The 25,752-nt window shown below is 63.1% G+C and carries 24 protein-coding genes; 19 read left to right on the top strand and 5 right to left on the bottom strand.

From position 1 onward, the window contains the following. Positions 1-2 precede the first annotated feature (2 nt). Positions 3-2,519: a TonB-dependent receptor gene (locus G566_RS0101645; protein WP_022678939.1), complete on the bottom strand. Its 2,517-nt coding sequence runs from the start codon at positions 2,517-2,519 to the stop codon at positions 3-5. Between the two features lie 218 nt (positions 2,520-2,737). Here G566_RS0101645 and G566_RS13170 point away from each other — a divergent pair, with 218 nt between their 5' ends. The 3 genes from G566_RS13170 to G566_RS0101630 are packed head-to-tail and all read left to right on the top strand — an operon-like array spanning position 2,738 to position 4,619. Beyond that, entirely contained in the window at positions 2,738-3,256 is a 519-nt protein-coding gene (locus G566_RS13170; RefSeq protein WP_029131129.1) for a GNAT family N-acetyltransferase, read from the top strand. Then, on the top strand, positions 3,256-4,248 hold the full coding sequence (locus G566_RS0101635) for a phosphotransferase family protein (protein ID WP_051135896.1): 993 nt from the start codon (positions 3,256-3,258) through the stop codon (positions 4,246-4,248). The genes G566_RS13170 and G566_RS0101635 overlap by 1 nt, the downstream gene beginning before the upstream one ends. Then, positions 4,248-4,619, top strand: a complete 372-nt coding sequence (locus tag G566_RS0101630) for a DUF6285 domain-containing protein (protein WP_022678937.1) — start codon at positions 4,248-4,250, stop codon at positions 4,617-4,619. Before G566_RS0101635 ends, G566_RS0101630 begins: the two co-directional genes overlap by 1 nt. On the opposite strand, the gene G566_RS0101625 is transcribed toward G566_RS0101630, so the two are convergent. Genes G566_RS0101625 through G566_RS0101615 form a run of 3 tightly spaced genes read right to left on the bottom strand, consistent with a single transcriptional unit; the run spans position 4,588 to position 7,273 of the window. Continuing rightward, complete coding sequence (locus tag G566_RS0101625; protein WP_243442386.1) at positions 4,588-5,532, bottom strand: proline iminopeptidase-family hydrolase; 945 nt, start codon at positions 5,530-5,532, stop codon at positions 4,588-4,590. The two genes, G566_RS0101630 and G566_RS0101625, sit on opposite strands and share 32 nt — an antisense overlap. 53 nt (positions 5,533-5,585) lie before the next feature. Further along, on the bottom strand, positions 5,586-6,035 hold the full coding sequence (locus tag G566_RS0101620) for a cupin domain-containing protein (protein WP_022678935.1): 450 nt from the start codon (positions 6,033-6,035) through the stop codon (positions 5,586-5,588). Beyond that, positions 6,035-7,273, bottom strand: a complete 1,239-nt coding sequence (locus tag G566_RS0101615) for a cytochrome P450 (RefSeq protein ID WP_029131126.1) — start codon at positions 7,271-7,273, stop codon at positions 6,035-6,037. The genes G566_RS0101620 and G566_RS0101615 overlap by 1 nt, the downstream gene beginning before the upstream one ends. An 87-nt stretch (positions 7,274-7,360) precedes the next feature. Here G566_RS0101615 and G566_RS13165 point away from each other — a divergent pair, with 87 nt between their 5' ends. The 16 genes from G566_RS13165 (at position 7,361) to G566_RS0101535 (ending at position 23,796) form a co-directional block, all read left to right on the top strand. Beyond that, positions 7,361-7,798 (top strand): DUF1330 domain-containing protein, encoded by a 438-nt coding sequence (locus tag G566_RS13165; protein ID WP_156874389.1) that lies wholly within the window; start codon positions 7,361-7,363, stop codon positions 7,796-7,798. Positions 7,799-7,919: 121 nt separating this feature from the next. Further along, positions 7,920-8,330, top strand: a complete 411-nt coding sequence (gene sdhC / locus G566_RS0101605; RefSeq protein ID WP_022678932.1) for a succinate dehydrogenase, cytochrome b556 subunit — start codon at positions 7,920-7,922, stop codon at positions 8,328-8,330. Positions 8,331-8,332: 2 nt separating this feature from the next. Next, positions 8,333-8,716, top strand: a complete 384-nt coding sequence (gene sdhD, locus G566_RS0101600) for a succinate dehydrogenase, hydrophobic membrane anchor protein (protein ID WP_022678931.1) — start codon at positions 8,333-8,335, stop codon at positions 8,714-8,716. 12 nt (positions 8,717-8,728) lie between these two features. Further along, complete coding sequence (gene sdhA / locus G566_RS0101595) at positions 8,729-10,516, top strand: succinate dehydrogenase flavoprotein subunit (protein WP_029131124.1); 1,788 nt, start codon at positions 8,729-8,731, stop codon at positions 10,514-10,516. 15 nt (positions 10,517-10,531) lie between these two features. Continuing rightward, on the top strand, positions 10,532-11,317 hold the full coding sequence (locus tag G566_RS0101590) for a succinate dehydrogenase iron-sulfur subunit (protein ID WP_022678929.1): 786 nt from the start codon (positions 10,532-10,534) through the stop codon (positions 11,315-11,317). Between the two features lie 19 nt (positions 11,318-11,336). Continuing rightward, entirely contained in the window at positions 11,337-12,005 is a 669-nt protein-coding gene (locus G566_RS13160) for an amidase family protein (protein ID WP_022678928.1), read from the top strand. Positions 12,006-12,016: 11 nt separating this feature from the next. Further along, a complete protein-coding gene (locus G566_RS13155; protein WP_022678927.1) occupies positions 12,017-12,502 on the top strand; it encodes a PaaI family thioesterase in 486 nt (161 codons plus the stop codon). Continuing rightward, positions 12,495-13,607, top strand: coding sequence for a cell division protein ZapE (gene zapE / locus G566_RS0101575; RefSeq protein WP_022678926.1), 1,113 nt, complete (start codon positions 12,495-12,497; stop codon positions 13,605-13,607). The genes G566_RS13155 and zapE overlap by 8 nt, the downstream gene beginning before the upstream one ends. Before the next feature lie 110 nt (positions 13,608-13,717). Next, a complete protein-coding gene (gene mdh, locus G566_RS0101570) occupies positions 13,718-14,680 on the top strand; it encodes a malate dehydrogenase (RefSeq protein WP_022678925.1) in 963 nt (320 codons plus the stop codon). Positions 14,681-14,719: 39 nt separating this feature from the next. Next, positions 14,720-15,919, top strand: coding sequence for an ADP-forming succinate--CoA ligase subunit beta (gene sucC, locus G566_RS0101565; RefSeq protein WP_022678924.1), 1,200 nt, complete (start codon positions 14,720-14,722; stop codon positions 15,917-15,919). Continuing rightward, positions 15,919-16,803 (top strand): succinate--CoA ligase subunit alpha, encoded by an 885-nt coding sequence (gene sucD, locus G566_RS0101560; protein WP_022678923.1) that lies wholly within the window; start codon positions 15,919-15,921, stop codon positions 16,801-16,803. Before sucC ends, sucD begins: the two co-directional genes overlap by 1 nt. Positions 16,804-16,933: 130 nt before the next feature. After that, positions 16,934-19,744: a 2-oxoglutarate dehydrogenase E1 component gene (locus tag G566_RS0101555; RefSeq protein ID WP_022678922.1), complete on the top strand. Its 2,811-nt coding sequence runs from the start codon at positions 16,934-16,936 to the stop codon at positions 19,742-19,744. 13 nt (positions 19,745-19,757) lie between these two features. Continuing rightward, a complete protein-coding gene (odhB, locus tag G566_RS0101550; RefSeq protein WP_022678921.1) occupies positions 19,758-21,005 on the top strand; it encodes a 2-oxoglutarate dehydrogenase complex dihydrolipoyllysine-residue succinyltransferase in 1,248 nt (415 codons plus the stop codon). Positions 21,006-21,022: 17 nt separating this feature from the next. Further along, complete coding sequence (gene lpdA / locus G566_RS0101545; protein WP_022678920.1) at positions 21,023-22,420, top strand: dihydrolipoyl dehydrogenase; 1,398 nt, start codon at positions 21,023-21,025, stop codon at positions 22,418-22,420. Between the two features lie 96 nt (positions 22,421-22,516). Beyond that, positions 22,517-23,167, top strand: coding sequence for a PepSY domain-containing protein (locus tag G566_RS0101540; RefSeq protein WP_022678919.1), 651 nt, complete (start codon positions 22,517-22,519; stop codon positions 23,165-23,167). After that, positions 23,167-23,796 (top strand): trimeric intracellular cation channel family protein, encoded by a 630-nt coding sequence (locus tag G566_RS0101535; protein ID WP_022678918.1) that lies wholly within the window; start codon positions 23,167-23,169, stop codon positions 23,794-23,796. Before G566_RS0101540 ends, G566_RS0101535 begins: the two co-directional genes overlap by 1 nt. Here G566_RS0101535 and sppA read toward each other — a convergent pair. Beyond that, positions 23,781-25,667, bottom strand: a complete 1,887-nt coding sequence (sppA, locus tag G566_RS0101530; RefSeq protein WP_022678917.1) for a signal peptide peptidase SppA — start codon at positions 25,665-25,667, stop codon at positions 23,781-23,783. The two genes, G566_RS0101535 and sppA, sit on opposite strands and share 16 nt — an antisense overlap. Positions 25,668-25,752: the final 85 nt, after the last annotated feature.

Genomic DNA, 25,752 nt, shown 5'->3' with positions numbered 1-25,752 from the left:
GATCAGAAGCGGTAACGCAGCAGGCCACCAAAGGTGCGGGGCTGGCTGCGATAGCCCGACAGCGTGCCGGCCTGTGCCACACCCGGGAAGATGGTGGTCACCCAGGCTTCGTCGGTCAGGTTGCGGCCCCACAGGGTGATGTCGAACCGGTTGTTCAGCACCAGCGTCGCAGAGGCGTTCAGATTGTCCACCGCGCGGCGCAGCGCCACCGTGCCCTGGGCGATCTGCGTCGGGCTGTTGTGTTGATAGTCAACGTGGAAGTTCAGCTTGGTGCGGTCGGACAGGCGAGCGGTATAATCGCCGCCTACCGAAACAGCGAATTCCGGCACGCCGGCCACAGGCAGGCCAGAAAGATCCTGCGGCAGGGTGGCGAAGCTGCCGGCCTGCAGGGCCGCACCGCCCACGAAGCTGTCAAACTTCATGTCGAGATAGGTGAGGTTGGCGAAGAAGCGCAGATCCTTCACCGGCGAGATGGTGGCGTCGAGTTCAAATCCGGTCACCGACTGCTGTTCGGCATTGGCCAGGATGAAGCCGGTGCCCGAGAACACGTTGCTCTGGAAACCGTTCAGGGTCTGGCGGAACGCAGCCAGGTTGACGCCAAATCCTTCCCACTGCCCCTTGATGCCCAGTTCATAAACTGTGGCATATTCCGGATCGGCAGAGCGCGAGCCGGTGGTGAGGTTCACCGGCAGGTTGGCGCCCAGCGCGGTGCGGATCGGCGAGGCCGCCGGTGCCGGCGACTGTGCCGTCGAACCCGGGATGAACAGCGCTGCCGGCGGACGGGCATCGAACGACAGGTTGATCGAGCTCGCCTTGAAGCCGGTCGCGTGGGTAGCATAGACGTTGATGTTGTCGCTGAACTTGTAGTTCAGGCGCACGGTGTAGGCGAAATCGCTGTCCGACGTGCGGCCATCTTCAACGCTATTGGGCACGTTGAGGTAGGGCGGGATGAACTGCAGACCGCGCAGGCCCAGGAAGGGGTTGAACTGCGGATTGGCCGCGACAACGGCCGGCACACCGGCGTTCACACCGGCGCGCACCAGATCAAGGCCGGAGAACACATCGGTGGTAACCACGTTGGTGGCATAGGTCTTGCTGTCGTGCGTGTAGTTGCCGCCCAGCGTCAGGGTCAGGTCCTCGACGATGTTCCAATCCACGCTACCGAAAACCGAGATGGCGCGGTTCTTGTAGTCATAGTCTTCGAACCGGCCCTGGCCGCGGCCGCCGAACTGGCCAGCCGGTGTGCCCGGCAACAGCGCGCGCAGCGTCGGTTCCAGGCTGGTATAGGCACCACCCGAAAGCGCGCTGGCATAGTTGCGGAAATCCCGACCAAAGGTCAGCGCGCCGCTGGCATCGATATTCTCGTGGAAATAGAAGGCGCCAACCAGGAAGTTGACCGGGCCATCGAACTTCGACGCGACACGGAATTCAGCGGTGTAGGTGTCGATGGCGTTACGGGCGCTGTTTTCGCCGATCAGATCGGCACTGGTGAAATCGCTGTCGGCATTGGTGGAAAGCCGCACGCCGCGATAGGCACCGATGAAGGTGAGATCGAACTGGCCGGCGTTATAGTCCGCCTGCGCCGAGAAGCCGAAATTGTCGACTAGGTTGGTGGACGGGAAGTTGGTCGCCGAACGCAGGGCCAACGGCTGGTTGGAGATGATGCGGCCGCCCAGAGCGCGCACGGCATTGCCGGTCGGGCCATCGACAAGGTTGACCACCGAGCAGCAGATTTCATCGATCTTGTCGTAATCAGCGATCAGGCGGAGCTTGAAATCTTCGGATGGCTTGAACAGCAGCTGGGCGCGCACGCCGCCACGGTTACGCTCGTTCTCGTTGATGTTCAGCGCTTCGTTATACACATAACCGTCGCGGCGGTTATAGTTGCCCGCCAGGCTGAAGGCGATGGTTTCGCTGATCGGCCCGGTGATTTCGGCACGCGCGATAAGCGCATTGTAGTTGCCGTACGAAAGTTCGGCCTGACCGCCCAGTTCGAACTTCGGTTCGGAGGTGACGACCGAAATGATCCCGGCCGACGCGTTCTTGCCGAACAGGGTCGATTGCGGGCCGCGCAGCACTTCGATGCGCTCAACGCTGGGCAGATCGCCGATCTGGGCAGCAGAACGGCTGCGATAGACGCCGTCGATGAACACGCCGACCGAAGGCTCGATACCAACGTTGTTGGCGCCGTTGCCGAAACCACGGATGATGAAATTGGTGTTGGCGGACGATTGCAGCTGCGACACGCGCAGCGACGGCACCACCGACTGCAGATCGAACGCATCGCGGATTTGGGCGTTTTCAATCAGCGCCTTCGATGTCACCGACACCGAAATCGGCGTGTCCTGCAGGGTCTTGGCCTGCTTGGAAGCAGTGACGATAATGATCTGTTCATCGCCGGCGTCTTCGGCGGCAGCGGTTTGCGCATAGGCGGGGGCGGCCAGTGCGACAGTGGTGGAAACGCCAAGCAAAAGGGCAGCGCGCACGGCAAGTGTGCCCGCGGTTTCAACGGTCGACATGAAGTTCCTTCCCAAAAAATCCGGGCTTTGGCCGTGATCCACGGTAGCCGCGAACAAGCCCGATGGCCGGGCTATGGCGCAGGTGATTACAGATGCTTCATGTTTTTTCAAGCCCGGTTGAGCCCCCCCCAACTGTCGGTTCTTGCTCGGGCGTTGCCATCGTGCAACGGAAAGACCAATCTCTGTTTGACAACGGGTTAAAGCATGCGGGTCACAGGATGAACGATTGGGAAATCGACACGGAACGACTGCTCATCCGGCCGATGCAGGTGGATGATGCTGCCGACTGGCATCGCATCCGCGCCGCCGCGCCGTTTGATCCGCTGGTACGTTCGGTGGAAGAAAGCATCGCCCTGATCGCGGCCATGCAGCGGCGCGCGGCTCCCGATTCCGATGGGTGGCAGCAATTCGCAATCACCGCCAAGGATGGCAGCATGATCGGTGACCTCGGCATCCGTTTTTCGCCGCCGTGGAATGCCACGGCCGAACTCGGCTTTGCGCTCGATCCACGCTGGCAGCGGCAGGGCCTGTGTGCCGAAGCGGTAGAAGCGATGGTGCGCCGCCTGTTCCGCAACGGCCGCCGCCGCCTGGTTGCCGTCACCGATGCCCGCAACCGTCCGGCCCAGCGCGTGCTGGAACGCTGCTGGTTCCGGGAGGAAGGCCGCTTCGTGCAAAGCTGGCGCGATGGCGACGCCTGGTTCGACGAAGTCAGCTACGCCCGCCTGGCCAGCGACTGATGGCTGTTCCCCAAAAACTTCCAACGCCTGAGATCGTTTCGGCGCTGGTTGGCGCCACCGTTACCCATGTGGAACAATTGTCGGGCGGGGCGTCCTCGGCCACCTTTGCCGTGGATGCCGTGACGGCCGATGGCGCACCTTGGCCACTGATCCTGCAATGCGCCGCCACCGGTTCCGTGCCAGAAGGCGGCCTGCCGCGTGCCGATCAGGCCCGGCTTCAACAGCGCGCCTTTGAGCGCGGCCTGCCCGTAGCCGAAGTGGTGCGGGTGCTGACACCGGAAGATGGCCTGGGAGAAGCCTATGTGATGGCCCGGCTGCCGGGCGAGGCGCTGGCGCCGAAATGGCTGAAGCTGCCCGAATATGCCCCGGCGCGCGCCGTGATGACGCGCCAGTGCGCCGAGGTGCTGGCCCGGTTGCATAGGTTGCCGATCAGCGTTGCCGACGGGCTGGCCTTGCCATCGGGCAGCACGGCGCAGTCGCTGGATCGCATGTTCACCAACTATCGCCGCTTTGGCGTCGATTCGCCGGTGTTCGATCTCGCCTTTGCCTGGTTGCGGGAACGGGTGGCGGATCGGCCGCCGACAAATATCGTCCACGGCGATTTCCGTTCCGGCAATTTCCTGGTGGCCCCCGATGGCCTGGTGGCGGTGCTGGATTGGGAACTGGCGCATCTGGGTGACGGCCACGAGGATCTGGGCTGGCTGTGCTGCAATTCGTGGCGTTTTGGCGTGCGGGACCGGCCGGTGGGCGGCTTTGGCCAGCGCGATGAACTTTATGCGGCCTATGAGGCGGCCGGTGGCGGTCCGGTCGATCGTGAGCGCGCGGCCTTCTGGGAAGTGTTCGGCACGTTGAAATGGGGCATCGCCTGCCTGCAACTGGGTGATGATCATGTCTCCGGCCGGCTGCGCAACGTGGAACGCGCCGCCATTGGCCGCCGTGTCTCCGAAGTGGAATTGGACCTGATGCACCTGTTCAAGTTCGGGAGCGTGTGATGGCGGAACAGATCGAAGCCACCACGCTGATCGAGGCGGTGCAGCTGTTCCTGGCGGAACTGGAACCGGAACTGAAAGGCCGCCGCGCCTTTCACGCCAAGGTGGCGGGCAACGCTCTGGCGATTGTGGCGCGCGAACTGGCGCAACAGCCGCAAGCCCGCGAACAGGCGCTGCTGGCGGGCGTGATGGGGCAGGATGCTCCGCTGGACACGCTGCGCACCCAAATGTGCGAACAGCTGCGCGCCGGCACGATGGGGGCAGCGACGCCCGGGCTGGTGGATGCGTTGCTTGCCGTGGCGCTGGGCAAGTGCGGCGTGGATAATCCGCGCTACGCGACTTTTAAGCGTCTTGCCGGGCCAGCCAAGGCCTGAGCAGGTCCATATAGGCGGCGGGATTGTCCAGCATGATGCTGTGCGCGGCGTCGGGGATTTCCGCGAACCGGGCGCCGGCGGCGATGGCGAAATTGGCAACCGTTGCGGGGCGGGCCTCATCATCCTGGCCGGCAACGAACAAGGTGCGCTTTGGATCAAGTTGTTCGAGCAGGGGCTGCCCATCGTAATCTTTTAGCGTTCCGGTGCAGGTGAATTCGGCGCGGCCCCACATGTGATTGTAAAGCCCTTCCGCAAACGGTGCCGGCAGTGCATCGCGATAAGCGGCAATCGCCGGCGGCGGGATCACCTGGCGGACATGGCGGGCATAAAAGGCCGCCGTGGCGGCATCGCATTCGGCCTGCGGCGCGGCACCGGGCGTGTCGCAGCGGTCGAGCAGATCGCGCACGTCGGCGGGCATGCCGGCTTTCAGTTCGGCGGCATCGCGCAGCCAGATCTCGGTGGAGATCAGTGGCGATTGCAGCACCAGGCCAGCCAGCGCGCTGGGCCGTGTGGCGCCATATTCCAGCGCCAGCGTGCCGCCCCAGCTGCCGCCCAGCACATGCCAGCGCGCGATGCCGAAGTGGACGCGGATCGCCTCGATCTCCGACAGGAACCGCGCCACTGTCCAGTTGACCGGATCACCCGGCCGATCGGAACGGCCACAATCCAGCTGATCATACAGGATCACGGCGCGATCATCGGCCAACGCCGTGGCGTTGAGCCAGCTCCAGTGCGAACTGCCCGGACCGCCGTGGATGAACAGGATCGGCGGTTTGCCGCCCAGGGCGCCGTTGACCCGGACATATATACGCCCGCCGGTAACCGGCACCATGGCTTCCTGATCAGGCGCTAGCCGCAGGCCGGAAGAGGTGGCTCCTTGCCGCAGCGCCTGCGCGGCCAATCGCGCCGGCAACAGGCCCGCTAACCCCGCCGCCAGCCCAGAGGCCAAAATCGTGCGCCGGCCCATCACGCCGTCGGCCCCGATTTGCGGCGGAAGCCGGAGGGATCGAGGTGCATGTCGATATCGGGGTAATGGCATTCGTCGATGTCTGGCTGATCGGTGCCGATGGCGAGGAACTGGCAGGGCAGAGCGGAGCGGTTCTGCAGATGATGGCCATTGGCAATACCGGCGGGGAAGCAGGCGATGTCGCCGGGGGTGAGCAGAGTCTCGGCATTTTCCTCGACCAGCACCGCCTCACCGGCCAGCATTACCAACATTTCGTCCTCATGCGTGTGCCAGTGACGCTGGCTGGACCAGGCGCCGGACTCGAGTGTCACCAGATTGGCACCGAACTGACACAGACCGCCAGCCGCCGCCACCGCGCGCCATGATCGCGCCAGCACCGGGCCATCAAACGGCGGCAGATATCCCGATCCAGAGCGGACGGGCAGGGCGGACAGATCAAGCTTCGGCATCAACGCCGTTCAAGCACAACCGGCAGCTTTCGGAAACCGTGCACGAAGCATTGCGCCACATATTCGGCGGCTCCCACCTGACGGGGGAACAATTTGCGGGCCAGAAGTTCCTCCAGCAGCACCGCGATCTGCAACTCCGCGAGCCGCGCGCCCACGCAGCGGTGCACGCCAAAGCCGAACGACAGGTGGCGGCGGGCATTTGCACGTGTGATATCAAAGGTTTCTGCATCCGGAAACACGCTCTCATCGCGGTTGCCGCTGATGTACCAGACGACGATCTTGTCGCCCTTCTTCACCGGAACCCCGGCGATATCGGCATCTTCCACCGCCGTGCGCCGCATGTGCGCCAGCGGCGTTTGCCAACGCAGAACTTCAGAAATCGTATTGGAAATCAGACTGTTGTCGGCCTCTAACTTGGCCCATTCGCCGTCAAAACGGTTGAAGGCCTCCACCAGGCCCGACATCGAATTGCGGGTGGTATCGTTGCCGCCGACGATCAAAAGGATATAGTTTCCCGTGCGTTCCTGGAACGGCATGTCGCCCATGGCATCACTGTGCGCCATGGCACTGATCAGGTCACCAGTTGGCGGCTTGGCCTTGCGCTCGGTCATCAGGGCATCGAGCGCGTTGGTCATGTCGATCAAGTGCTGCTGGCGGATATCCTTGGTCGCCGGGTTCAGCGCGGCCTCGATGTCGCCACCCCAGTCTGACCACAAGGTGAGATCACGGCGCTTTTCCCAGGGATAATCGAACAATATGGCCAGCATGCCGGTGGTCAATTCGATGGAGACGCGGTCAACCCAATCAAATTCCTCACCAATCGGTAGCCCGTCGAGCAGTTCGCTCGTGCGCTTGCGGACTTCGATGGCCATGCGGGCGATTTCAGATGGGCCAAAGGCGGGCGCCACCACCCGGCGCTGATCGCTGTGGCGTGGCCGGTCCATCGCGATGAACTGCGGCAGATTATACTCGCCAAACAGATCGACAACGGTGATGCCGCCGAATTCGTGGCTGGACGAAAAGATGTCAGGCCGGGCTTCCACCGCCATGATGTCGGCATGGCTACACACCGACCAGAACGGGCCGAAGGGGCTGTTGGCCTGGTAATGTACCGGCGCATCGGCGCGTAACCGGGCGAACACCGGCCGCCAACTGTCGTTGGCGTACAGCGTTGCGTCAGACACATCGATCACATCAAGTGGAACAGCAGCCACACTGGCCGGAGCAATCGTTGCCATCACATCCTCCCCATTTCGTGCGCCGCATCTTCACGGTCATTGGTGCGATGCTACGCTGGATCGATCCTAACTGCGAGTCCCTGTGCCATGGCCATTCCCTCTCATAATAATCATGATTCCAGCATCGATCCCACCCGAGATCAGGTTCGAAACTTGCGCGATCACGGCCGTGACGGGCCGGTGGTGATGATGAACCTGCTGAAGTTCCGCGAGACCGCGAACTATTCGCCCGATGCTGGCATGGCCTCCTGTTCGGGCAAGGCGGCCTATGACCGCTACCAGCACGCTTTCACCGTGGCGGTCGGCGCCATTTCCCAGGCGGAGGTGCTTTATGATGGTCCATGTGAGCAGGTCTTCATTGGCCAAGCCGGCACGGATGCGACCAATTGGGACAAGCTTCTGTTGGTGCGCTACCCCAGCCGGCAGCACTTCCTCGCCATGATGGCCGACGACAGCTACCGCGACGCACTGGTGCACCGATATGCCGGGCTGGAGCGCACCGTACTGATTCAGTGCGCTGGGTAAGGACCTAATCATCTTGCGCCTGTTGCACCGCAGCGCAGGCACGGTATGAAGGCCCGCATAACCATCCGCTCGTTCGGCCGCAGGGCAGGGCAGCGAAAGGGGCCAGCAAGAAGGGCAACTCATGGCATCTCGACCAATAGCGCCGCCGCCGCGCCCGCTGTCACCGCACCTCACCATCTGGAAATGGCGGGTGCACATGGCAGTCTCCATCGTGCACCGTGTGACGGGGCATGCGCTTGCTTTTGGCGCCGTGGTGATCTTTGCTTGGTGGCTTGCGGCGCTGGCCAGCGGGCCAACCTATTATCGCTTGTTCCAGGACATCGTTTTTTCGCCGCTGGGCGTGGTTGTCGGCTTTGGTCTCACCTGGTCGATGTTCCAGCACATGGGCAGCGGCATCCGCCACTTCATCATGGATTCGGGTGAAGGCTTTGATCTGGTAACCTCGCGCCGCATGGCGCTGGCGACCTTTGCCTTTTCGGCCATTGCCACGCTGGCCTTCTGGGCCTTCATCCTTCTCGGCCGGGGGTATTGATCATGGGTAACGGAACCCAACTTGGCCGCGTCCGCGGTCTTGGTGCCGGCGGCGGCGCGGTTGTCCATCACTGGTGGTTGCAGCGCGTCACGGCGGTGGCCAGCCTGTTCCTGGTGCTGTGGTTCGTCTTCAGCCTCGCTCGCTTGCCCAGCCTGGATTATGCCAGCACGGTGATGTGGATGCGCCAGCCGCTTGTGGCGGTGCCGATGTGTCTGCTGGTAGTCAGCGTTTTCTGGCACTTCCGCCTGGGTGTGCAGGTGATGCTGGAAGATTATCTGCATGGGTCAAAGCGCGTCATCGCCATGCTGGCCCTCAACTTCTACACCTTTGCCCTTGCCGCCTTGTCACTGTTCTCGGTGCTCAAGGTCGCCCTGTCTGCCGGTTGATTGGAAGCTCAAGTGCCTGAAGCCTATCAGATTATCGATCATGTTTACGACGCTGTTGTGGTGGGAGCCGGCGGCTCCGGCTTGCGTGCTGCCATGGGCATTGCCGAAGCCGGGCTGAAAACTGCCTGCATCACCAAGGTCTTCCCCACCCGCAGCCACACCGTTGCCGCGCAGGGCGGCATTGCGGCCGCGCTCGGCAACATGGGCCCGGATCACTGGACCTGGCACATGTATGACACGGTGAAGGGCAGCGATTGGCTGGGCGATCAGGACGCGATTGAGTATCTGTGCAAGGAAGCCCCGGCCGCGGTTTACGAGCTGGAGCATTTCGGCGTGCCGTTCAGCCGCACCGAGGCCGGTCGGATCTATCAGCGCCCGTTCGGCGGCATGATGCAGAACATGGGCAGCGGCCCGCCGGCTCAGCGCACCTGCGCCGCGGCAGATCGCACCGGCCATGCCATGCTGCACGCGCTCTATCAGCAGAGCCTCAAGTACAGCACGGATTTCTACATCGAATATTTCGCCATCGATCTCATCATGGTGAATGGGGAGTGTAAGGGCGTCATCGCCATCAACATGGAAGATGGCAGCATCCACCGCTTCCGCAGTCACCAGACGGTGTTGGCGACCGGTGGCTATGGCCGTTGCTATTTCTCAGCAACGTCCGCGCATACCTCCACCGGTGACGGGGGCGGCATGGCGATACGCGCCGGCGTGGCCATGCAGGACATGGAATTCGTGCAGTTCCATCCCACCGGCATCTATGGCGCCGGCGTGTTGATCACCGAAGGCGCGCGCGGGGAGGGCGGTTACCTCACCAACAGCCAGGGTGAGCGTTTCATGGAACGCTATGCTCCGTCGGCCAAGGATCTTGCCAGCCGCGACGTCGTCAGCCGTTCGATGGCGATGGAAATCCGCGAAGGCCGCGGTGTCGGCGCTGAAGGCGACCATATCCACCTGCACCTCAATCACATCGATTCCGCCGTGCTGGCCCAGCGCCTGCCCGGCATTTCGGAAACCGCCAAGGTTTTTGCCGGTGTGGACGTCACCAAGGCGCCGATCCCAGTGGTGCCAACCGTGCACTACAACATGGGTGGTATTCCGACGAACTATCATGGTGAAGTCGTGACCCTGAAAGATGGCAACCCCGACAGCGTGGTGCCCGGCCTTTTCGCGGTGGGTGAAGCCGCCTGCGTTTCGGTGCACGGTGCCAACCGGCTTGGTTCCAACAGCCTGATCGACTTGGTTGTTTTCGGCAGAGCCACGGCGCACCGCGTCGCCGCTATCCAGAAGGCAAACGCTGGCCACACTGCGCTGCCCAAGGACAACGCCGATTTCGCGCTCGGCCGCCTCGACGGCTTCCGTTATGCCAAGGGCGGCAGCTCGACTGCTGAAGTAAGATTGGCCATGCAGAAAACGATGCAGGCCAATGCCGGCGTGTTCCGCACCAGCGAAATCCTCGATGAAGGCGTGCGCAAGATTGACGCTGTCTATCAGCGGATGGCCGATATCGGGACCACCGATCGTTCGATGGTGTTCAACACCGATCTGATCGAGACGCTGGAACTCGACAACATGATCGGCCAGGCCGTGCTGACCGTGCATATGGGGCAAGCCCGTCACGAAAGCCGCGGCGCTCATATGCACGAAGATTTCCCCAACCGGGATGACGACAAGTGGATGGTACACTCTCTGGGCTGGTTCCGCGATGGCTCGGTGGAGCTTGCTGCCCGTCCGGTGCACACCTACACGCTGTCGGACGACATCGAGTATATCAAGCCCAAGGCGCGGACGTACTGATTAGAGGCATTTGTAATGGCTGAATTTTCTCTTCCGTCGAACAGCGTCATCAAGGCGACCGGCAAGACTTATCCCGCCCCCGCCGGAGCGAGCCGCACCAAGGCGTTCAAAGTCTATCGCTGGAACCCGGATGACGGGGAGAACCCGCGTTATGACACCTACAGCCTCGATCTCGATGCCACAGGCCCAATGGTTCTGGATGCGCTAATCAAGATCAAGAACGAGGTCGATCCTACGCTCACCTTCCGCCGCTCGTGTCGGGAGGGGATTTGCGGGTCGTGCTCGATGAACATCGATGGCACCAACACGCTGGCCTGCACCATGCCGATTGCCGATGTGAAGGGCGAAGTGGTGATCACGCCGCTGCCGCATATGGAGGTGATCAAGGACCTTGTCCCTGATTTCAAGCACTTCTACGCGCAATATGCCTCGATCAAGCCCTGGCTGCAGACCGTCACCCCGGCGCCGTCGGGCGAGGAACGCATCCAGTCCCCGGACGAGCGCGAGAAGCTGGATGGGTTGTATGAGTGCATTCTGTGCGCCTGCTGCTCCACCGCCTGTCCGTCTTACTGGTGGAACAGCGACAAGTTCCTGGGCCCCGCCATCCTGCTGCAAGCCTATCGCTGGCTGGCCGACAGCCGTGACGAGATGACCGGCGAGCGGCTCGATGCGCTGGAAGATCCATTCCGCGTCTATCGCTGCCACACCATCATGAACTGCTCCAACGTCTGCCCCAAGGGCCTGAACCCGGCCAAGGCGATCGCGGATATCAAGCTGATGATGCTCGAACGCGCGGGTTAAGCCGCGCAAGGAAACGGCCATGGACGACACGGTGCTGTGCGAACTTTCGGCCAGCGCCGCTGTTGCGCGTATGGCCTCTGGCGAACTTTCTGCTGAAACCTATGCCACGGCACTGTTGGCGCGCTGCGGGCAGGGCGCGCATCTCAATGCCTTCATCAATCTCGATGCAGAGCAGGTTCTGGCCCAGGCTCGCTCTGCCGATGCCTACCGCGCCGCCGGGAAGCCGCTTGGCCCGCTACATGGCCTTCCGGTGCCGGTGAAGGACAGTATCAATACGGCCGACTATCCCACCACCGGTGGGACCAACGCCCTTCGAGGTTTTCGCCCCGCTGCCGACGCCGCTGCCGTCTCGCTGCTGCGGCAGGCTGGTGCCATCGTGCTGGGCAAGACCAATCTCCACGAGCTTTCCTTTGGCTGGACGAGTTCCAACGCTGCCTTTGGCGCGGTGCGCAATCCACATGACCCGTCGCGAATCCCCGGCGGCAGTTCTGGTGGCTCAACCTGCCGCGTTGGCGCGCCATCACTATGTGATGGGATCGCAGTTGCGCACCTTGGGCCGGTTTGCCGAGGCACAGGCGCAATTTGCCGCGGTGCTGCAGGCGACGCCGCTGAACTGGCGGGCCGCCGCGCAATGGCTGCTGGCGTCCGTGCATCGCTGATGCTTTACGCGGCGCAGCAGCGGCGCTAACCGCTGTTCTCATGTCTCGCGAAACATTCACTGAAGGCCCCAACGCGGGCTGGACCTGCTGGCGCCGCGATCCCGATGGCCGCTTTGCCTCGATGCTCGGCGATTTCTTCTTCCGCGAAGGCGCGCGCGGGGTGGAATGCCGCATGGAAACGGCGCGCAAGCATTCGAATGGCCTCGGATATCTGCATGGCGGGTTCATCATGTCGTTCATCGACATGGCGATGTTTGCCTTCATCTTCCGCCAGTTGGAAAACTCTGCCGCCGTCACCTTGAGCTGCGCGACCGATTTTCTGTCGGCCGGGATCGTCGGCAAGCCGATCGAGGCGCACGGTGAAATCTTGAAGGAAACCGGCAAGATGCTGTTCGTGCGCGGCCTCGTCACTCAGGATGGCGTCAACCTCTCCAGCTTCACCGGCACCATGCGCAAGATCCCGCGCCCGGCACGGCCGACGGCTGAGGGCCATGCGACGCGCCCGGGAGAGACGCAGGTTGACTGATGTTGCTGGCCGCTATGCCGAACTGCTGGCGGCGGGCGAACTGAAGCCTGATGCCGCGCAGGCGGCGGTTGTGGCCCGGCTGGCGGTGCTGGAAACGGCGCTGAACCGTCCTGTCGAAACACCCGGCCTGATTGGCCGTCTGTTCGGCAAGGCGCCGCCCGCTGCCCCGAAGGGCCTCTACATCTGGGGCGGCGTGGGGCGTGGCAAGTCCATGGCGATGGACCTGTACTTCTCCGCTTCGGCTGTATCTCCCAAACGCCGCTCCCATTTCCATGAATTCATGGCCGAGGTGCACGGTGCCATCCACGCCCGCCGCCAAGCCGGTGATGCTGATCCGCTGATCAGCGTCGCCGATCAGATCGCCAGATCCGCACGCCTGCTGTGTTTCGACGAGATGCAGGTGAAGGATATCGCCGACGCCGCCATCCTGTCCCGATTGTTCACCGCCTTGCTGGAGCGGGGCGTGACGGTGGTGACCACCAGCAACCGCCCCCCGCGCGATCTCTATAAGGATGGACTCAACCGTCATCTGTTCCTGCCTTTCATCGCCCTGATCGAAGCCAGGCTGGACGTGGTAACGTTGGACGGGCCGACTGATTATCGCCTGGCCCGGCTTGGCGGCACCCAGACCTGGCATGTCCCCAATGGCCCCGAAGCCACCGCCGCGCTCTCCGCCGCCTTCTTCCAGATGACCGATTATCCGCCCGAAGACCGCGAGCATGTGCCCACGGCCGAACTGTCGCTGCCCGGCGGCCGTTTCCTGCACGTGCCCAAATCGCTGAAGGGCGTCGCCGTGTTCAGCTTTGGCCGGCTGTGCCGGCAGCCGCTGGGTGCGGCTGACTATCTCGCCATCGCCCGCCATTATCACACGGTGCTGATCGTCGGCATTCCCAGGCTTGGCCCTGAAAACCGAAACGAGGCGATCCGCTTTATCCACCTGATCGATGCGCTGTATGAGCAGAAGGTCAAGCTTGTCGCGGCCGCCGATGCCCAGCCTGATCAACTCTATCCGGCCGGCGATTCCAGCTTCGAATTCGAACGCACCGCCAGCCGATTGATGGAGATGCAGTCCGCCGCCTACTTGGCGCTTGGCCACGGCAGCTGAAACCGCCTCCCAGTTTTCACCGGATAGGGCTTTGCTGCGGTTGCACAGTGCGCCGCCGCGCTCTATCCAGCCTGCGACAATTTGTTCGACTCATTCAGACGGAGACCACCATGGCTCGCAAGAAAATCGCCCTGATCGGCGCCGGCAACATCGGCGGCACGCTGGCTCACCTCGCGGCGCAGCGCGCCCTGGGCGATATCGTGCTGTTCGACGTGGTGGATGGCGTGCCGCAGGGCAAGGCGCTCGATCTGGCCCAGTGCGCGCCGGTCGAAGGCTTTGATGTGAACCTCAAGGGCTCGAACGATTATGCCGATATCGCCGGCGCAGATGTGATCATCGTCACCGCTGGTGTCGCCCGCAAGCCGGGCATGAGCCGCGACGATCTGCTGGGCATCAACCTGAAGGTGATGAAGGCGGTGGGTGAGGGCATCAAGGCCCATGCACCCGGCGCCTTCGTGATCTGCATCACCAACCCGCTGGATGCCATGGTATGGGCGCTGCGCGAATTCTCGGGCCTGCCGCATCACATGGTTTGCGGCATGGCCGGCGTGCTTGATTCCGCTCGCTTCCGCCATTTCCTGGCCGATGAATTCAAAGTGAGCGTGCGCGACGTCAATGCCTTCGTGCTGGGCGGCCATGGCGACACGATGGTGCCGGTGATCGAATATTCCACCGTCGCTGGCATCCCGGTGCCCGATCTCATCAAGATGGGCTGGAGCACACAGGAGCGCATCGATGCCATCATCCAACGCACCCGTTCCGGCGGCGGCGAGATCGTCGCCCTGCTGAAGACCGGCAGCGCCTATTATGCACCGGCCACCAGCGGCATCGAAATGGCCGAGGCTTACCTGTATGATCAGAAGCGTCTGCTGCCCTGCGCCGTGAATCTGACCGGCCAGTATGGCGTTTCCGATCTTTATGTCGGCGTGCCAGTGATCATAGGCGCTGGCGGCGTCGAGCGCGTGGTGGAGATCGAATTGTCGCAGTCTGCAAAAGCCAATTTCCAGGTGAGCGTGGATGCGGTGAAAGAGCTGCTGAAGGCCTGCAAGGGCATTGACCCGTCGCTGGCGTGAATTTCGCCTGCAAGGCTGACCAAGGGATAGGGATTTCCAATGAACATCCATGAGTATCAGGCCAAGGAATTGCTGGCCAAATTCGGCGTTCCGGTGCCAGTCGGCTATGCCGCGATGAGCGTCGAGGAAGCGGTGGCCGCGTCGGCCAAGCTGCCTGGCCCGCTCTATATCGTGAAGGCGCAAATCCACGCAGGTGGCCGCGGCAAGGGCAAGTTCGTTGAACTGCCGCCCGAAGCCAAGGGCGGTGTGCGCCTGGCGCGCAGCGCTGACGACGTGCGCGCGGCGGCGACCGACATGTTGGGCAACACGCTGGTGACGATCCAGACCGGTGCCTCCGGCAAGCAGGTTAACCGGCTCTATGTCACCGACGGCGTCGATATCGCCAAGGAACTCTATCTCGCGATGCTGGTCGATCGTGCCACCGGCCGCATTGCCATCGTGGCCAGCACCGAAGGTGGCATGGACATCGAGGACGTGGCGCATCACCACCCCGAGAAAATCCACACCATCACCATCGATCCGGCCACCGGCGCCATGCCGCACCACGGCCGCGCTGTCGCCGCCGCGCTGGGCCTGACCGGTGATCTGGCCAAGCAGGCCGAGAAGGTGACGCTGAAGCTCTATGATGCCTTCATCGGCACCGATGCCAGCCAGATGGAAATCAACCCGCTCGCCGTGACGGATGATGGCAAGCTGCTGGTGCTCGATGCCAAGGTCGGTTTCGACAGCAACGCGCTCTATCGCCACCCCGATCTGGTCGAACTGCGCGACCTGACCGAGGAAGACCCGGCGGAAGTCGAAGCCTCCAAATATGACCTCGCCTTCATCAAGCTGGATGGCAACATCGGCTGCCTGGTGAACGGCGCTGGCCTCGCCATGGCCACCATGGACATCATCAAGCTGAATGGCGCTGAGCCGGCCAACTTCCTCGATGTCGGCGGCGGCGCCGACAAGGAAAAGGTGACCAACGCCTTCAAGCTGATCCTGAAGGATCCGGCGGTGCAGGGCATCCTGGTGAACATCTTCGGCGGCATCATGCGCTGCGACATCATCGCGGAAGGCATCATCGCCGCTGCGAAGGAAGTGCAGCTTTCGGTGCCGCTAGTGGTGCGCCTCGAAGGTACCAACGTCGAACTGGGCAAGGAAATCCTCGCCAACTCCGGCCTGCCGATCGTGTCGGCCGACAATCTGGGTGATGCAGCGGCCAAGATCGTTGCTGAAGTGAAGAAGGCTGCCTGATGTCCATTCTTGTCAACGCCAATACCCGCGTCATCACGCAGGGCTTCACCGGCAAGCAGGGCACGTTCCATTCGGAACAGGCCATTGCCTATGGCACCAAGGTTGTCGGCGGCACCGCGCCGGGGAAGGGCGGTTCCACCCATCTCGGCCTGCCGGTGTTCGATACCGTCGCGCAGGCGCGTGAGGCCACCGGCGCTGATGCGTCGGTCGTCTATGTGCCGCCGCCCGGCGCAGCCGATGCGATCTGCGAAGCCATTGCGGCCGAAATTCCGCTTGTTGTCTGCATCACCGAAGGCATTCCGGTGCTCGACATGGTGCGCGTGAAGCGGGCTCTGCAGGGTTCAAAGACCCGCCTGATCGGGCCGAATTGCCCAGGCGTTCTGACGCCCGGCGAATGCAAGATCGGCATCATGCCGGGCAACATCTTCCGCAAGGGTTCGGTGGGCGTAGTCTCGCGTTCCGGCACGCTCACTTATGAAGCCGTGCACCAGACCAGCGCTGTGGGACTGGGCCAGACGACGGCTGTCGGTATCGGCGGTGATCCCGTGAATGGTACCAATTTCATCGACATGCTCGAACTGTTTCTGGCCGATGAGGCTACCCAGTCGATCATAATGATCGGTGAAATCGGTGGCGATGCTGAGGAGCAGGCAGCCCAGTTCCTGATCGATGAAGCCAAGCGTGGCCGCAAGAAGCCGATGGTCGGCTTCATTGCCGGCACCACGGCGCCTCCGGGTCGCCGCATGGGCCATGCCGGCGCCATCGTTTCGGGTGGCAAGGGCGATGCGGCGTCGAAGATGGCGGCTATGGAAGCGGCCGGCATTCGCGTGTCGCCGTCACCGTCGTTGCTGGGCGAAACGCTGATCGAGGTGCTGAAGGGCTGAAGCCCTTGGCTTTGGCGCGGAAAATCATGTCGCATTTCGGCATTGCATGGCCGGCATGCGACAGTTTGTCATGACATGACCGTCATGTGCCGTTAAACAGTTCAGAATCGCGAGATTGAGGACAGTCACGATGGATATGGAAGCCCTGCTGCCCGGACCGGAAGATCGGCCGGCGCCAAGTTGGGCCCGGCCGAACTGGCCGATCCTGCCCGGCGATGATCTGACGCGCGGGCTCGATGCCGCCGGTATGTTTGCCGAAAGCACAGCCAAGACCGCCGGTCGGGCTGCTGCGGCGGCGGCTGCCGGTGCCACCCCGGAAGACATTGCCCGCGCTGCCCAGGATGCGATTAGCGCGCTTATGCTGATCCGCACCTATCGCGTGCGCGGTCACCTTGCGGCCAATCTTGATCCGCTCGGCCTTGCCATCCGCGATCTGCCTGCCGATCTCACCCCCGGCTATCACGGCTTTGGCGGCAATGATCTGGATCGCACGGTGCACATCGGCGGCGCGTTGGGCCTGCAGACGGCAACCATCCGTGAACTCGTCGGCATTCTGCAGCGCAATTACTGCGGTAACGTCGGCCTTGAGTATATGCACATCAACGATGTGGAGGAACGGCGCTTCCTGCAGGAAAAATTCGAAGGCCGTGATAAGGAAATACAGTTCACAGCCAATGGTAAGCGGGCGATTCTGAACAAGCTGGTTGAAGCCGAGCAGTTCGAGAAATTCCTGGGTCGTAAATATGTCGGCACCAAGCGCTTTGGCTTGGATGGCGCCGAAGCCATGATCCCGGCGATGGAATCGATCATCAAGGTGGGCGGCGCGCTGGGCATCACCGAAGTTGTGTTCGGCATGCCGCACCGGGGCCGGCTCAACATGCTGGCCAACGTGCTGCAAAAACCGTTCCGCACCATCTTCCATGAATTCGCTGGCGGTTCATCGAATCCGGATGATGTGGGCGGTTCGGGCGATGTGAAATATCACCTCGGCACCAGCACTGATCGCGAGTTCGATGGCAACAAGGTGCACCTGTCCCTCGTGCCCAACCCTTCCCACCTCGAAGCAGTCGATCCGGTGGTGCTGGGCAAGGTGCGCGCCATTCAGACCATCATTGGCGACAATGCCCGCAAGCAGGTGATGCCGATCCTGCTACATGGCGATGCCGCCTTTGCCGGCCAGGGTATCGTGGCGGAATGTTTCGGTTTTTCAGGGCTTAACGGCTATGGTACCGGCGGCACCATCCATTACGTGGTGAACAATCAGGTTGGCTTCACCACCAGTCCGCAGTTTGCGCGTTCGTCGCCCTATCCGTCGGACATGGCAAAGATCGTTCAGGCGCCGATCTTCCACGTGAACGGCGATGATCCGGAAGCCGTGACCTATGCCACCAAGGTCGCCACCGAGTTCCGGCAAAAGTTCGGCCGCGATGTGGTGATCGACATGTGGTGCTATCGCCGGTTTGGCCACAACGAAAGCGACGAGCCGAGCTTCACTCAGCCGCTTATGTATGCCGTGATCGGCAAGAAGAAGACGGTGAGCGAGCTGTATGCGGATCGCCTGTCGGGAGAGGGCGTGCTGACTGGCGATGGCTACAAGGCCATGATTGAGACCTATGTCTCCATGCTAGAAGACGAATTCGACGCGGCGGCCGGCTTCAAGGCCAATGCAGCCGATTGGTTCGGCGGCCGCTGGGCCGGGCTGGGCAAGCCCAAGGAAGCCATCGACAGCCGCCGCGCCGCAATGACCGGCGTGTCGATGACCGAACTGCATCAGTTGGGCAAACAGCTGACCACGGTGCCCGACGGTTTCAATATTCACAGGACCTTGGCGCGGGTTCTTGATGCCAAGGCGGAGATGTTTTCCACTGGCGCCAACATCGATTGGGCGACGGGCGAGGCGCTGGCCTTCGGGGCGTTGCTGAAAGATGGTTATGGCGTGCGCCTTTCCGGCCAGGATTGCGGCCGCGGCACGTTCAGCCAGCGCCACTCTGTCTGGACGGACCAGAAGGATGGCAGCCGCTATGTGCCGCTGAAGGCGATGGACCCGCGCTTTGAAGTGCTGGACAGCCCGCTTTCGGAATTCGGCGTGCTCGGTTTCGAATATGGCTATGCCCTGGCTGATCCGAAGAGCATTATCTTGTGGGAAGCCCAGTTCGGCGATTTCGTGAATGGCGCCCAGACCATAATCGATCAGTTTATAGTTTCGGGCGAAATCAAGTGGTTGCGCGCCAATGGTCTGGTGATGCTGCTGCCGCACGGTTACGAAGGGCAGGGGCCGGAACACAGCTCGGCGCGTGTCGAGCGTTTCTTGAGCCTGTGCGCGGAAGACAATATCCAGGTCGCCAACTGCACGACCCCAGCCAATTTCTTCCACCTGCTGCGCCGGCAGATGCTGCGGGATTTCCGCAAGCCACTGATTGTGTTCACGCCGAAATCGTTGCTGCGCCACAAGCGAGCGGTGTCCAATCTGGCCGAAATGGGCCCGGCGACGACCTTCCACCGCTGCCTGGATGATCTGAAGCCGTGTGATCCGAAAGCGGTGAAGCGGCTCGTGCTGTGCACTGGCAAGGTCTATTATGATCTGCTCGACGCCAGCGAGAAGGACAGCCGCGACGACGTCTATTTGCTTCGTGTCGAGCAGCTCTATCCGTTCCCGGGTGACGTTGTTGCTGAATATGCAGCGAAATTTCCGAATCTGGAAGCCGTGGTCTGGGCTCAGGAAGAGCCGCAGAACGGCGGCGCCTGGACCTTCGCCAATCCGCTGATCGAGGCTGCGACGGGCATGCGCCCGATCTATGCCGGGCGTGCTCCTGCGGCGGCCACGGCGACGGGCCTCCTCAAGCGCCACAATGCTGAACAGGCCAAATTGGTGGCTGAAGCCCTTGGCGCGACGACCACTGAAGTGAAGGCCGCAATCCGCGGCGGCCTCAAGAAAAAGTAAGAAAGACAAGACCATGGCAACTGATGTCATCGTGCCCGCCCTGGGCGAATCCATCACCGAAGCCAGCGTTGGCCAGTGGCTGAAACAGCCCGGCGAGGCGGTGGCGGCCGACGAGGCCATTGTGGCGCTGGAAACCGACAAGGTGGCGGTGGAAGTGCCGTCGCCGGTGGCCGGCGTGATGGGCGAGCAATTGTTCCAGACCGGCGACACGGTCACGGTCGGCGCGCTGATTGCGCGGATCGTGGAAGGCGGGGTGCCGGCCGCTGCCGTTCCGGTGCCGGCGGCTGCCGCACCTGTGGCCGCCGCTGCCGTACCGTCGCCGCCTGCTGCCGCGCCGGCGCCGGCTGCGGAATCGCCGGCCTATGACGCCATCAGCCCGGCGGTTCGCGGCCTGCTCGACACTTATAATCTCGATCCCGCCAGCATCGGCGGCTCCGGCAAGGATGGCCGACTGACCAAGGGTGATGTGCTCGCTGCGATTGAGGCCGGCACTGCCCGCCTGAAATCCGCTGCCACCCCGGCCCCTGCTGCTGTCGCGGACGCTGCCGCCGCCCCGGCCGAGCGCCGCGAAGAGCGGGTGAAGATGACCCGCCTGCGCCAGACCATCGCGCGCCGGTTGAAGGAAGCCCAGAACAGCGCCGCCATGCTGACCACGTTCAACGACGTGGACATGAGCGCGGTGATCGAGGCCCGCGCCAAGTACAAGGACATATTTGAGAAGAAGCACGGCATCCGGCTTGGCTTCATGTCGTTCTTTGCCAAAGCCGTGGTGCTGGCGCTGAAGGACGTGCCGTCGGTGGGCGCCGCCATCGAAGGCGATGAGATTATCTACAAGGATTATGCCGATCTTGGCGTCGCGGTGTCGTCACCGGGCGGGCTGGTCGTGCCGATCCTGCGCAATGCCCAGGCCAAGAGCTTTGCCCAGATCGAGAAGGACATTGCCGATTTCGGTGACCGGGCGCGCAAGGGCAGGCTCAAGATCGACGAGCTGCAGGGCGGCAACTTCACCATCTCCAACGGCGGCGTGTTCGGCTCCTTGCTGTCCACCCCCATCCTCAACCCGCCGCAATCGGGCGTGCTCGGCCTGCACAGGGTAGAGGATCGCCCGGTGGTGAAGAACGGCCAGATCGTGATCCGCCCGATGATGTATCTGGCGCTGTCCTACGATCACCGCCTCATCGATGGCCGCGAAGCCGTCACCTTCCTGGTGCGCGTCAAGGAAGCCATTGAAGATCCGGCGCGTTTGCTGATCGACCTGTAACAAGAAAGGCCCACCCCATGGCCAACCCTGAATTTGATGTCGTCATCATTGGCGGCGGCCCCGGCGGCTATGTCGGCGCTATTCGTGCAGCCCAACATGGCCTGAAGGTCGCTTGCGTAGAAAAGCGCGCGGCGCTCGGTGGCACCTGCCTCAATGTCGGTTGCATCCCGTCCAAGGCGCTGCTCAACGGCAGCCACCTCTATGAGGAACTGGCCGGCGGCCATCTGGCCAAGTTCGGCGTGAAGGCCGACAATGTCTCCTTCGATCTTTCCGCCCTGCTGGGCGAGAAGGACAAGGCGGTATCAGAGCTGACCGGCGGCATCGCCATGCTGTTCAAAAAGAACAAAGTGGAGTGGATCAAGGGCGAAGCCAGCTTCATCGACGCCAAGAGCGTGAAGGTGGGTGACCGCACCATCACCGCCAAGAATTTCGTCATCGCCACCGGTTCCGTAGTGGCACTGCTGCCCGGCATGACGCCGGATGGGGAGGTTATCGTCACCTCCACCGAAGCGCTTAACCTGCCCAAGGTTCCCGAGCATCTGGTGGTGATCGGCGGCGGCTATATCGGCCTGGAAATGGGCAGCGTGTGGCGCCGCCTGGGCGCCAAGGTGACCGTGGTGGAATATGCGCCGCGCATCGTGCCGGCGATGGATATCGAACTTGCCAACGCCTTCGCCAAGATCCTCACCAAACAGGGCCTGGTGCTGAAGACTGCCACCAAGGTGGTGAGCGTCGAACGGACCGGCGCTGGCGCTACGGTGACCGTGGAGCCGGCCGCTGGCGGTCCTGCTGAAACCATCACGGCCGATGTCGTGCTGCTCTCCATCGGTCGCCGGCCCAACACCGATGGGCTGAACCTGGCTGCCACGGGCCTCACTCTCGACGCCAAGGGCCGCATTCCCATCGGCCATGATTTCGCCACCAAGGTGCCCGGCATTTGGGCCATCGGCGATGTGGTGGAAGGCCCGATGCTGGCCCACAAGGCCGAAGACGAAGGCCTGGCCTGCGCAGACAATATCGCTGGCCTGGCCGGTTATGTGAACCATGATGTGATCCCGGCCGTGGTCTATACCCACCCGGAAGTCGGCACCGTGGGCAAGACGGAAGAGGAATTGAAGGCCGCGGGCATCGCCTACAAGGCCGGCAAATTCCTGTTTGCCGCCAACAGCCGCGCCAAGACCAACCGTGATACCGATGGCTTTGTGAAGGTGCTGGCGGATGCCAAGACTGATCGCGTGCTGGGCGTGCACATCATCGGCTCTATGGCGGGCACGATGATCGCGCAGGCTGCGCAGGCGATGGAGTTTGGCGCGTCGAGCGAAGATATCGCGCTGACCTGTCATGCGCATCCGACGCATTCGGAAGCGTTGAAGGAGGCGGCGATGGCGGTGACGGGCAAAGCCATTCACATGTGATGCGCCGCCGGCCGCACGCCAGTGCGCCAGCTTTCACGCAGCAGGGCCAGATACGCATAGGTGACGGCTCGCCCGCTCCCCGCTACAGCCAAATCCATGCTGTCGCCCCGCACCACTCGCACCGTTCGCTGGCTCCATCTGTGGACCGGGGTTTTTGTTGGCATCCAGATCATCCTGTGGGTGGTGTCGGGCCTGGTGATGGTGGCGCGGCCGCTGGAGGAGGTGCGGGGGACGACGCTGCGCAAGGAGCCGGCGGCGCTCAGCGTACCGGCCGGGTTGCCGGCGTTGCAGGGCGTCGAGAAACTGGAACTGGGCAGTCTGCTCGGTAAGCCGGTGTGGAAGCTGACCGACAAGATCGGCAAGCGGCTGCTGGATGCCAGCGGCCAGCCTATCGCCATCAGTGCCGCGCAGGCCGAAGCCATTGCGCGGGCGGGCACGACGCTTGAGGGGCCGGTGACGGTGACGGCGATCACGCCGGCCAACCCGGCCAGCGACTGGCGGGAGACGGCGGGATATCGGGTGGAATTCGCCGATGATGTGCGCGTCTATGTCAACAGCCAGGGCGATATCGGCGCGGTGCGCACGCCGTGGTGGCGGTTTTACGATCTGTTCTGGGGCCTGCACATCCTGGATTGGCAGGACCGCGAGGACACCCATGGCCCTGTCATCATAATTGCGACGCTGATCGCGCTGGGCGTGGTGCTCACCGGAGCACTGCTCACCGTGCGGCATTTCTGGCGGCGGTAATGGCCATTGCAGCGCCCATTCCGTTGGAGCCATTACTGGCCGTGCTCGACATGGCGGGCGTGGCGGTGTTCGCCGTTTCAGGCGCATTGGCGGCGGCACGGATCAAGCAGACGATCGTAACCTTCGCCTTCTTTGCCGCCATCACCGGCATCGGCGGCGGCACGCTGCGCGATCTGTTGATCGGGGCGCCGGTGTTCTGGGTGGGGCGATCGGATTATCTGGGCATCTGCCTGGTGGCGGCCGCTTCCGTGTGGCTGTTCAAGGCGGATCGCTGGCGGTTGAATGCGTTGTTGTGGTTCGATGCGTTGGGCTTGGGCGCCTATAGCGTGCTGGGCGCGGCCAAGGCGTTGAGCCTGGGCGTGCCGCCGCTGCCGGCGGTTGGCATGGGTGTGCTCACCGCCAGTTTCGGCGGCATCGTGCGCGATCTGTTGGCGGGGGAACCATCCATCCTGTTGCGGCGCGAAATCTACGTTTCGGCCGCGGCACTCGGGGCGGGAACTTATGTGGGGCTCACCCTGCTGGGTTTGTCGCTGTGGCCGGCGGCGATCATTGGCGCTGCCGCCGGCTTTGGCTTGCGCGGGATTGCCATCGCCACCGGGTTGGCGCTGCCGGGTTACCGCGACGACTGAACCAGCTTGGCCGCGAGGCCTTCCGTCTGCCGGGCCGCCGTCGGGCGCGGAGAGCCGGCCATGCTGCATTCGACGCACAGCACCTGCATGGTGGCGCCCTTGCCGGCGGCCAGCCAGCCCAGATCATGCGCGGCGGTGAGCAGACGCAGGCGCGAGGCCTGGACCAGACGCGCCCACGGATCGCGGGCGGCCTGCTCTTCGCTTTCGGTGGCGCCCAGACCTTCCAGCGCGCGTTGCCATGCCGGCACAGGCTTTTCGATATCGACCACGCGGATTTCGCCCTTCAGGCCGGCCTTGGCGGCAGCGGCGGCGACGGCGGCATCTAGGCCACCGAACTTGTCCACCAACTTCAGCTCCTTGGCCTGGGTACCGGCCCACACGCGGCCTTGCGCGATGCGGTCCACCTCCGCCAGCGGCAGTTTGCGGGAGGTGGCGACCAGGGTGAGGAAGCGGCGATAGGTGTTTTCAACGCCCATCTGCAGCACCTGGGAAACCTGCGGCGACAGGCCGGCAACCACATCGGGTTCGCCACTGTAGGGGGTGGTCTTCACGCCATCGCTGGTGATGCCCAGATCAGCAAGCGCGCGCGGGAAGCTGGGCAGGATGGCAAAGACGCCGATAGAGCCGGTGATAGTGGAAGGCTGGGCGTAGATCTCGTCTGCTGCCGTGCCGACCCAGTAACCGCCGCTGGCCGCAACCGGGCCGAAGCTGGCGATGACGGGCAGGCCATCGGCCTTGGCGGCGAGCAGCGCAGCGCGGATTTCTTCCGATGCCGTAACGGAGCCGCCGCCGGAATCGACGCGCACCACCAGTGCCTTGATGTCGTCGTTCTTAGCCAGCGCTTCTTCCAGCGCCTGGCGGATGGTGGCGCTCCCGGCGGTGCCGCGCGGGGCCTCGCCATCGACGATGTTGCCGGTGACATAGACGACACCCACGGCATCGCCGCGCTCACCCAGCGGCTTGGCTGTGGCAGACAGATAATCACCCAGCGTGACGCCGGTGTAATGGCCCCAATCGCTCAGCTCATCCTCGCCGGCGAGTTCGATCATCGCGGCGTCGAACTCATCACGGCTGCCGAGTTGATCGACGAGGCCGGCATCGAGCGCCGTCTTGGCGCTGTCTCCACCGAACTTGCCGAGGCGCTGTGGCAATTGCGCGATATAAGCCGGCACATCGGCCTTGGGCCGCAGGCGTTTCGCATCGGCGAGCCAACTGCCCCACAGGCTGCCGACCAGTGCCTGATCGGCAGCCTTGGCTTCGGGAGAGCCGGCGGTGCGGGTGAAGGGCTCCACGAACGACTTGTAGGTGCCGACGCGGAACACGTTGACATCAACCTGCAGCTTTTCGAGCGCCTTGGCGAAATAGAGGCGGCTGCCACCCGGGCCAGTGATGATCACGCCGCCCATCGGGTTGAGCCAGATCTTGCTGGCGGCGGCGGCGAGCAGCCAGCTGTCGTCGCTGTAGGCGGTGGCCCAGGCGTGAACCGGCTTGCCGGATTTGCGGAAGCGGGTGAGCGCATCATCGACGGTGGCGATATTGGCCTGACCGCCGCCCATGAAACCATCCAGTTCCAGCACGATGGCCTTGATGCGATCGTCCTTGGCGGCGTGATCGATGGCGTGCACCACATCGCGCACCTGGATTTCAGCGGCAACATTGCCGGCCGCGGCATCGAACGGTGAGGTTTCAGAGGCCTGATCAACCAGGGCGCCATCCATCGCCAGCACGAGCGCCGCGCCATTGGGAACCGTGGCGGGCTTGGCGGAGGAGAGCAGGGCCGACAGCCCGATGAAAAACAGCGCCAACACACACAGGACGAGGAAATCCTTGATGCCGACAAGGATGCGCCAGATGAGGCCAAGGGTTTTCAAGATGCTGCGCCTTCAGGAACCGGGAGAGGCCCAAGTCATAGCAGCAGGCCCACGGCGGCGGCAACCGGCCGCTACGCCGCACACC

Origin of the sequence: Sandarakinorhabdus limnophila DSM 17366 (genome assembly GCF_000420765.1) — a bacterium.
Lineage (GTDB): Bacteria > Pseudomonadota > Alphaproteobacteria > Sphingomonadales > Sphingomonadaceae > Sandarakinorhabdus > Sandarakinorhabdus limnophila.
The sequence above is the reverse complement of the archived record's forward strand: the minus strand, read 5'-3'. Positions and strand labels throughout refer to the sequence as shown.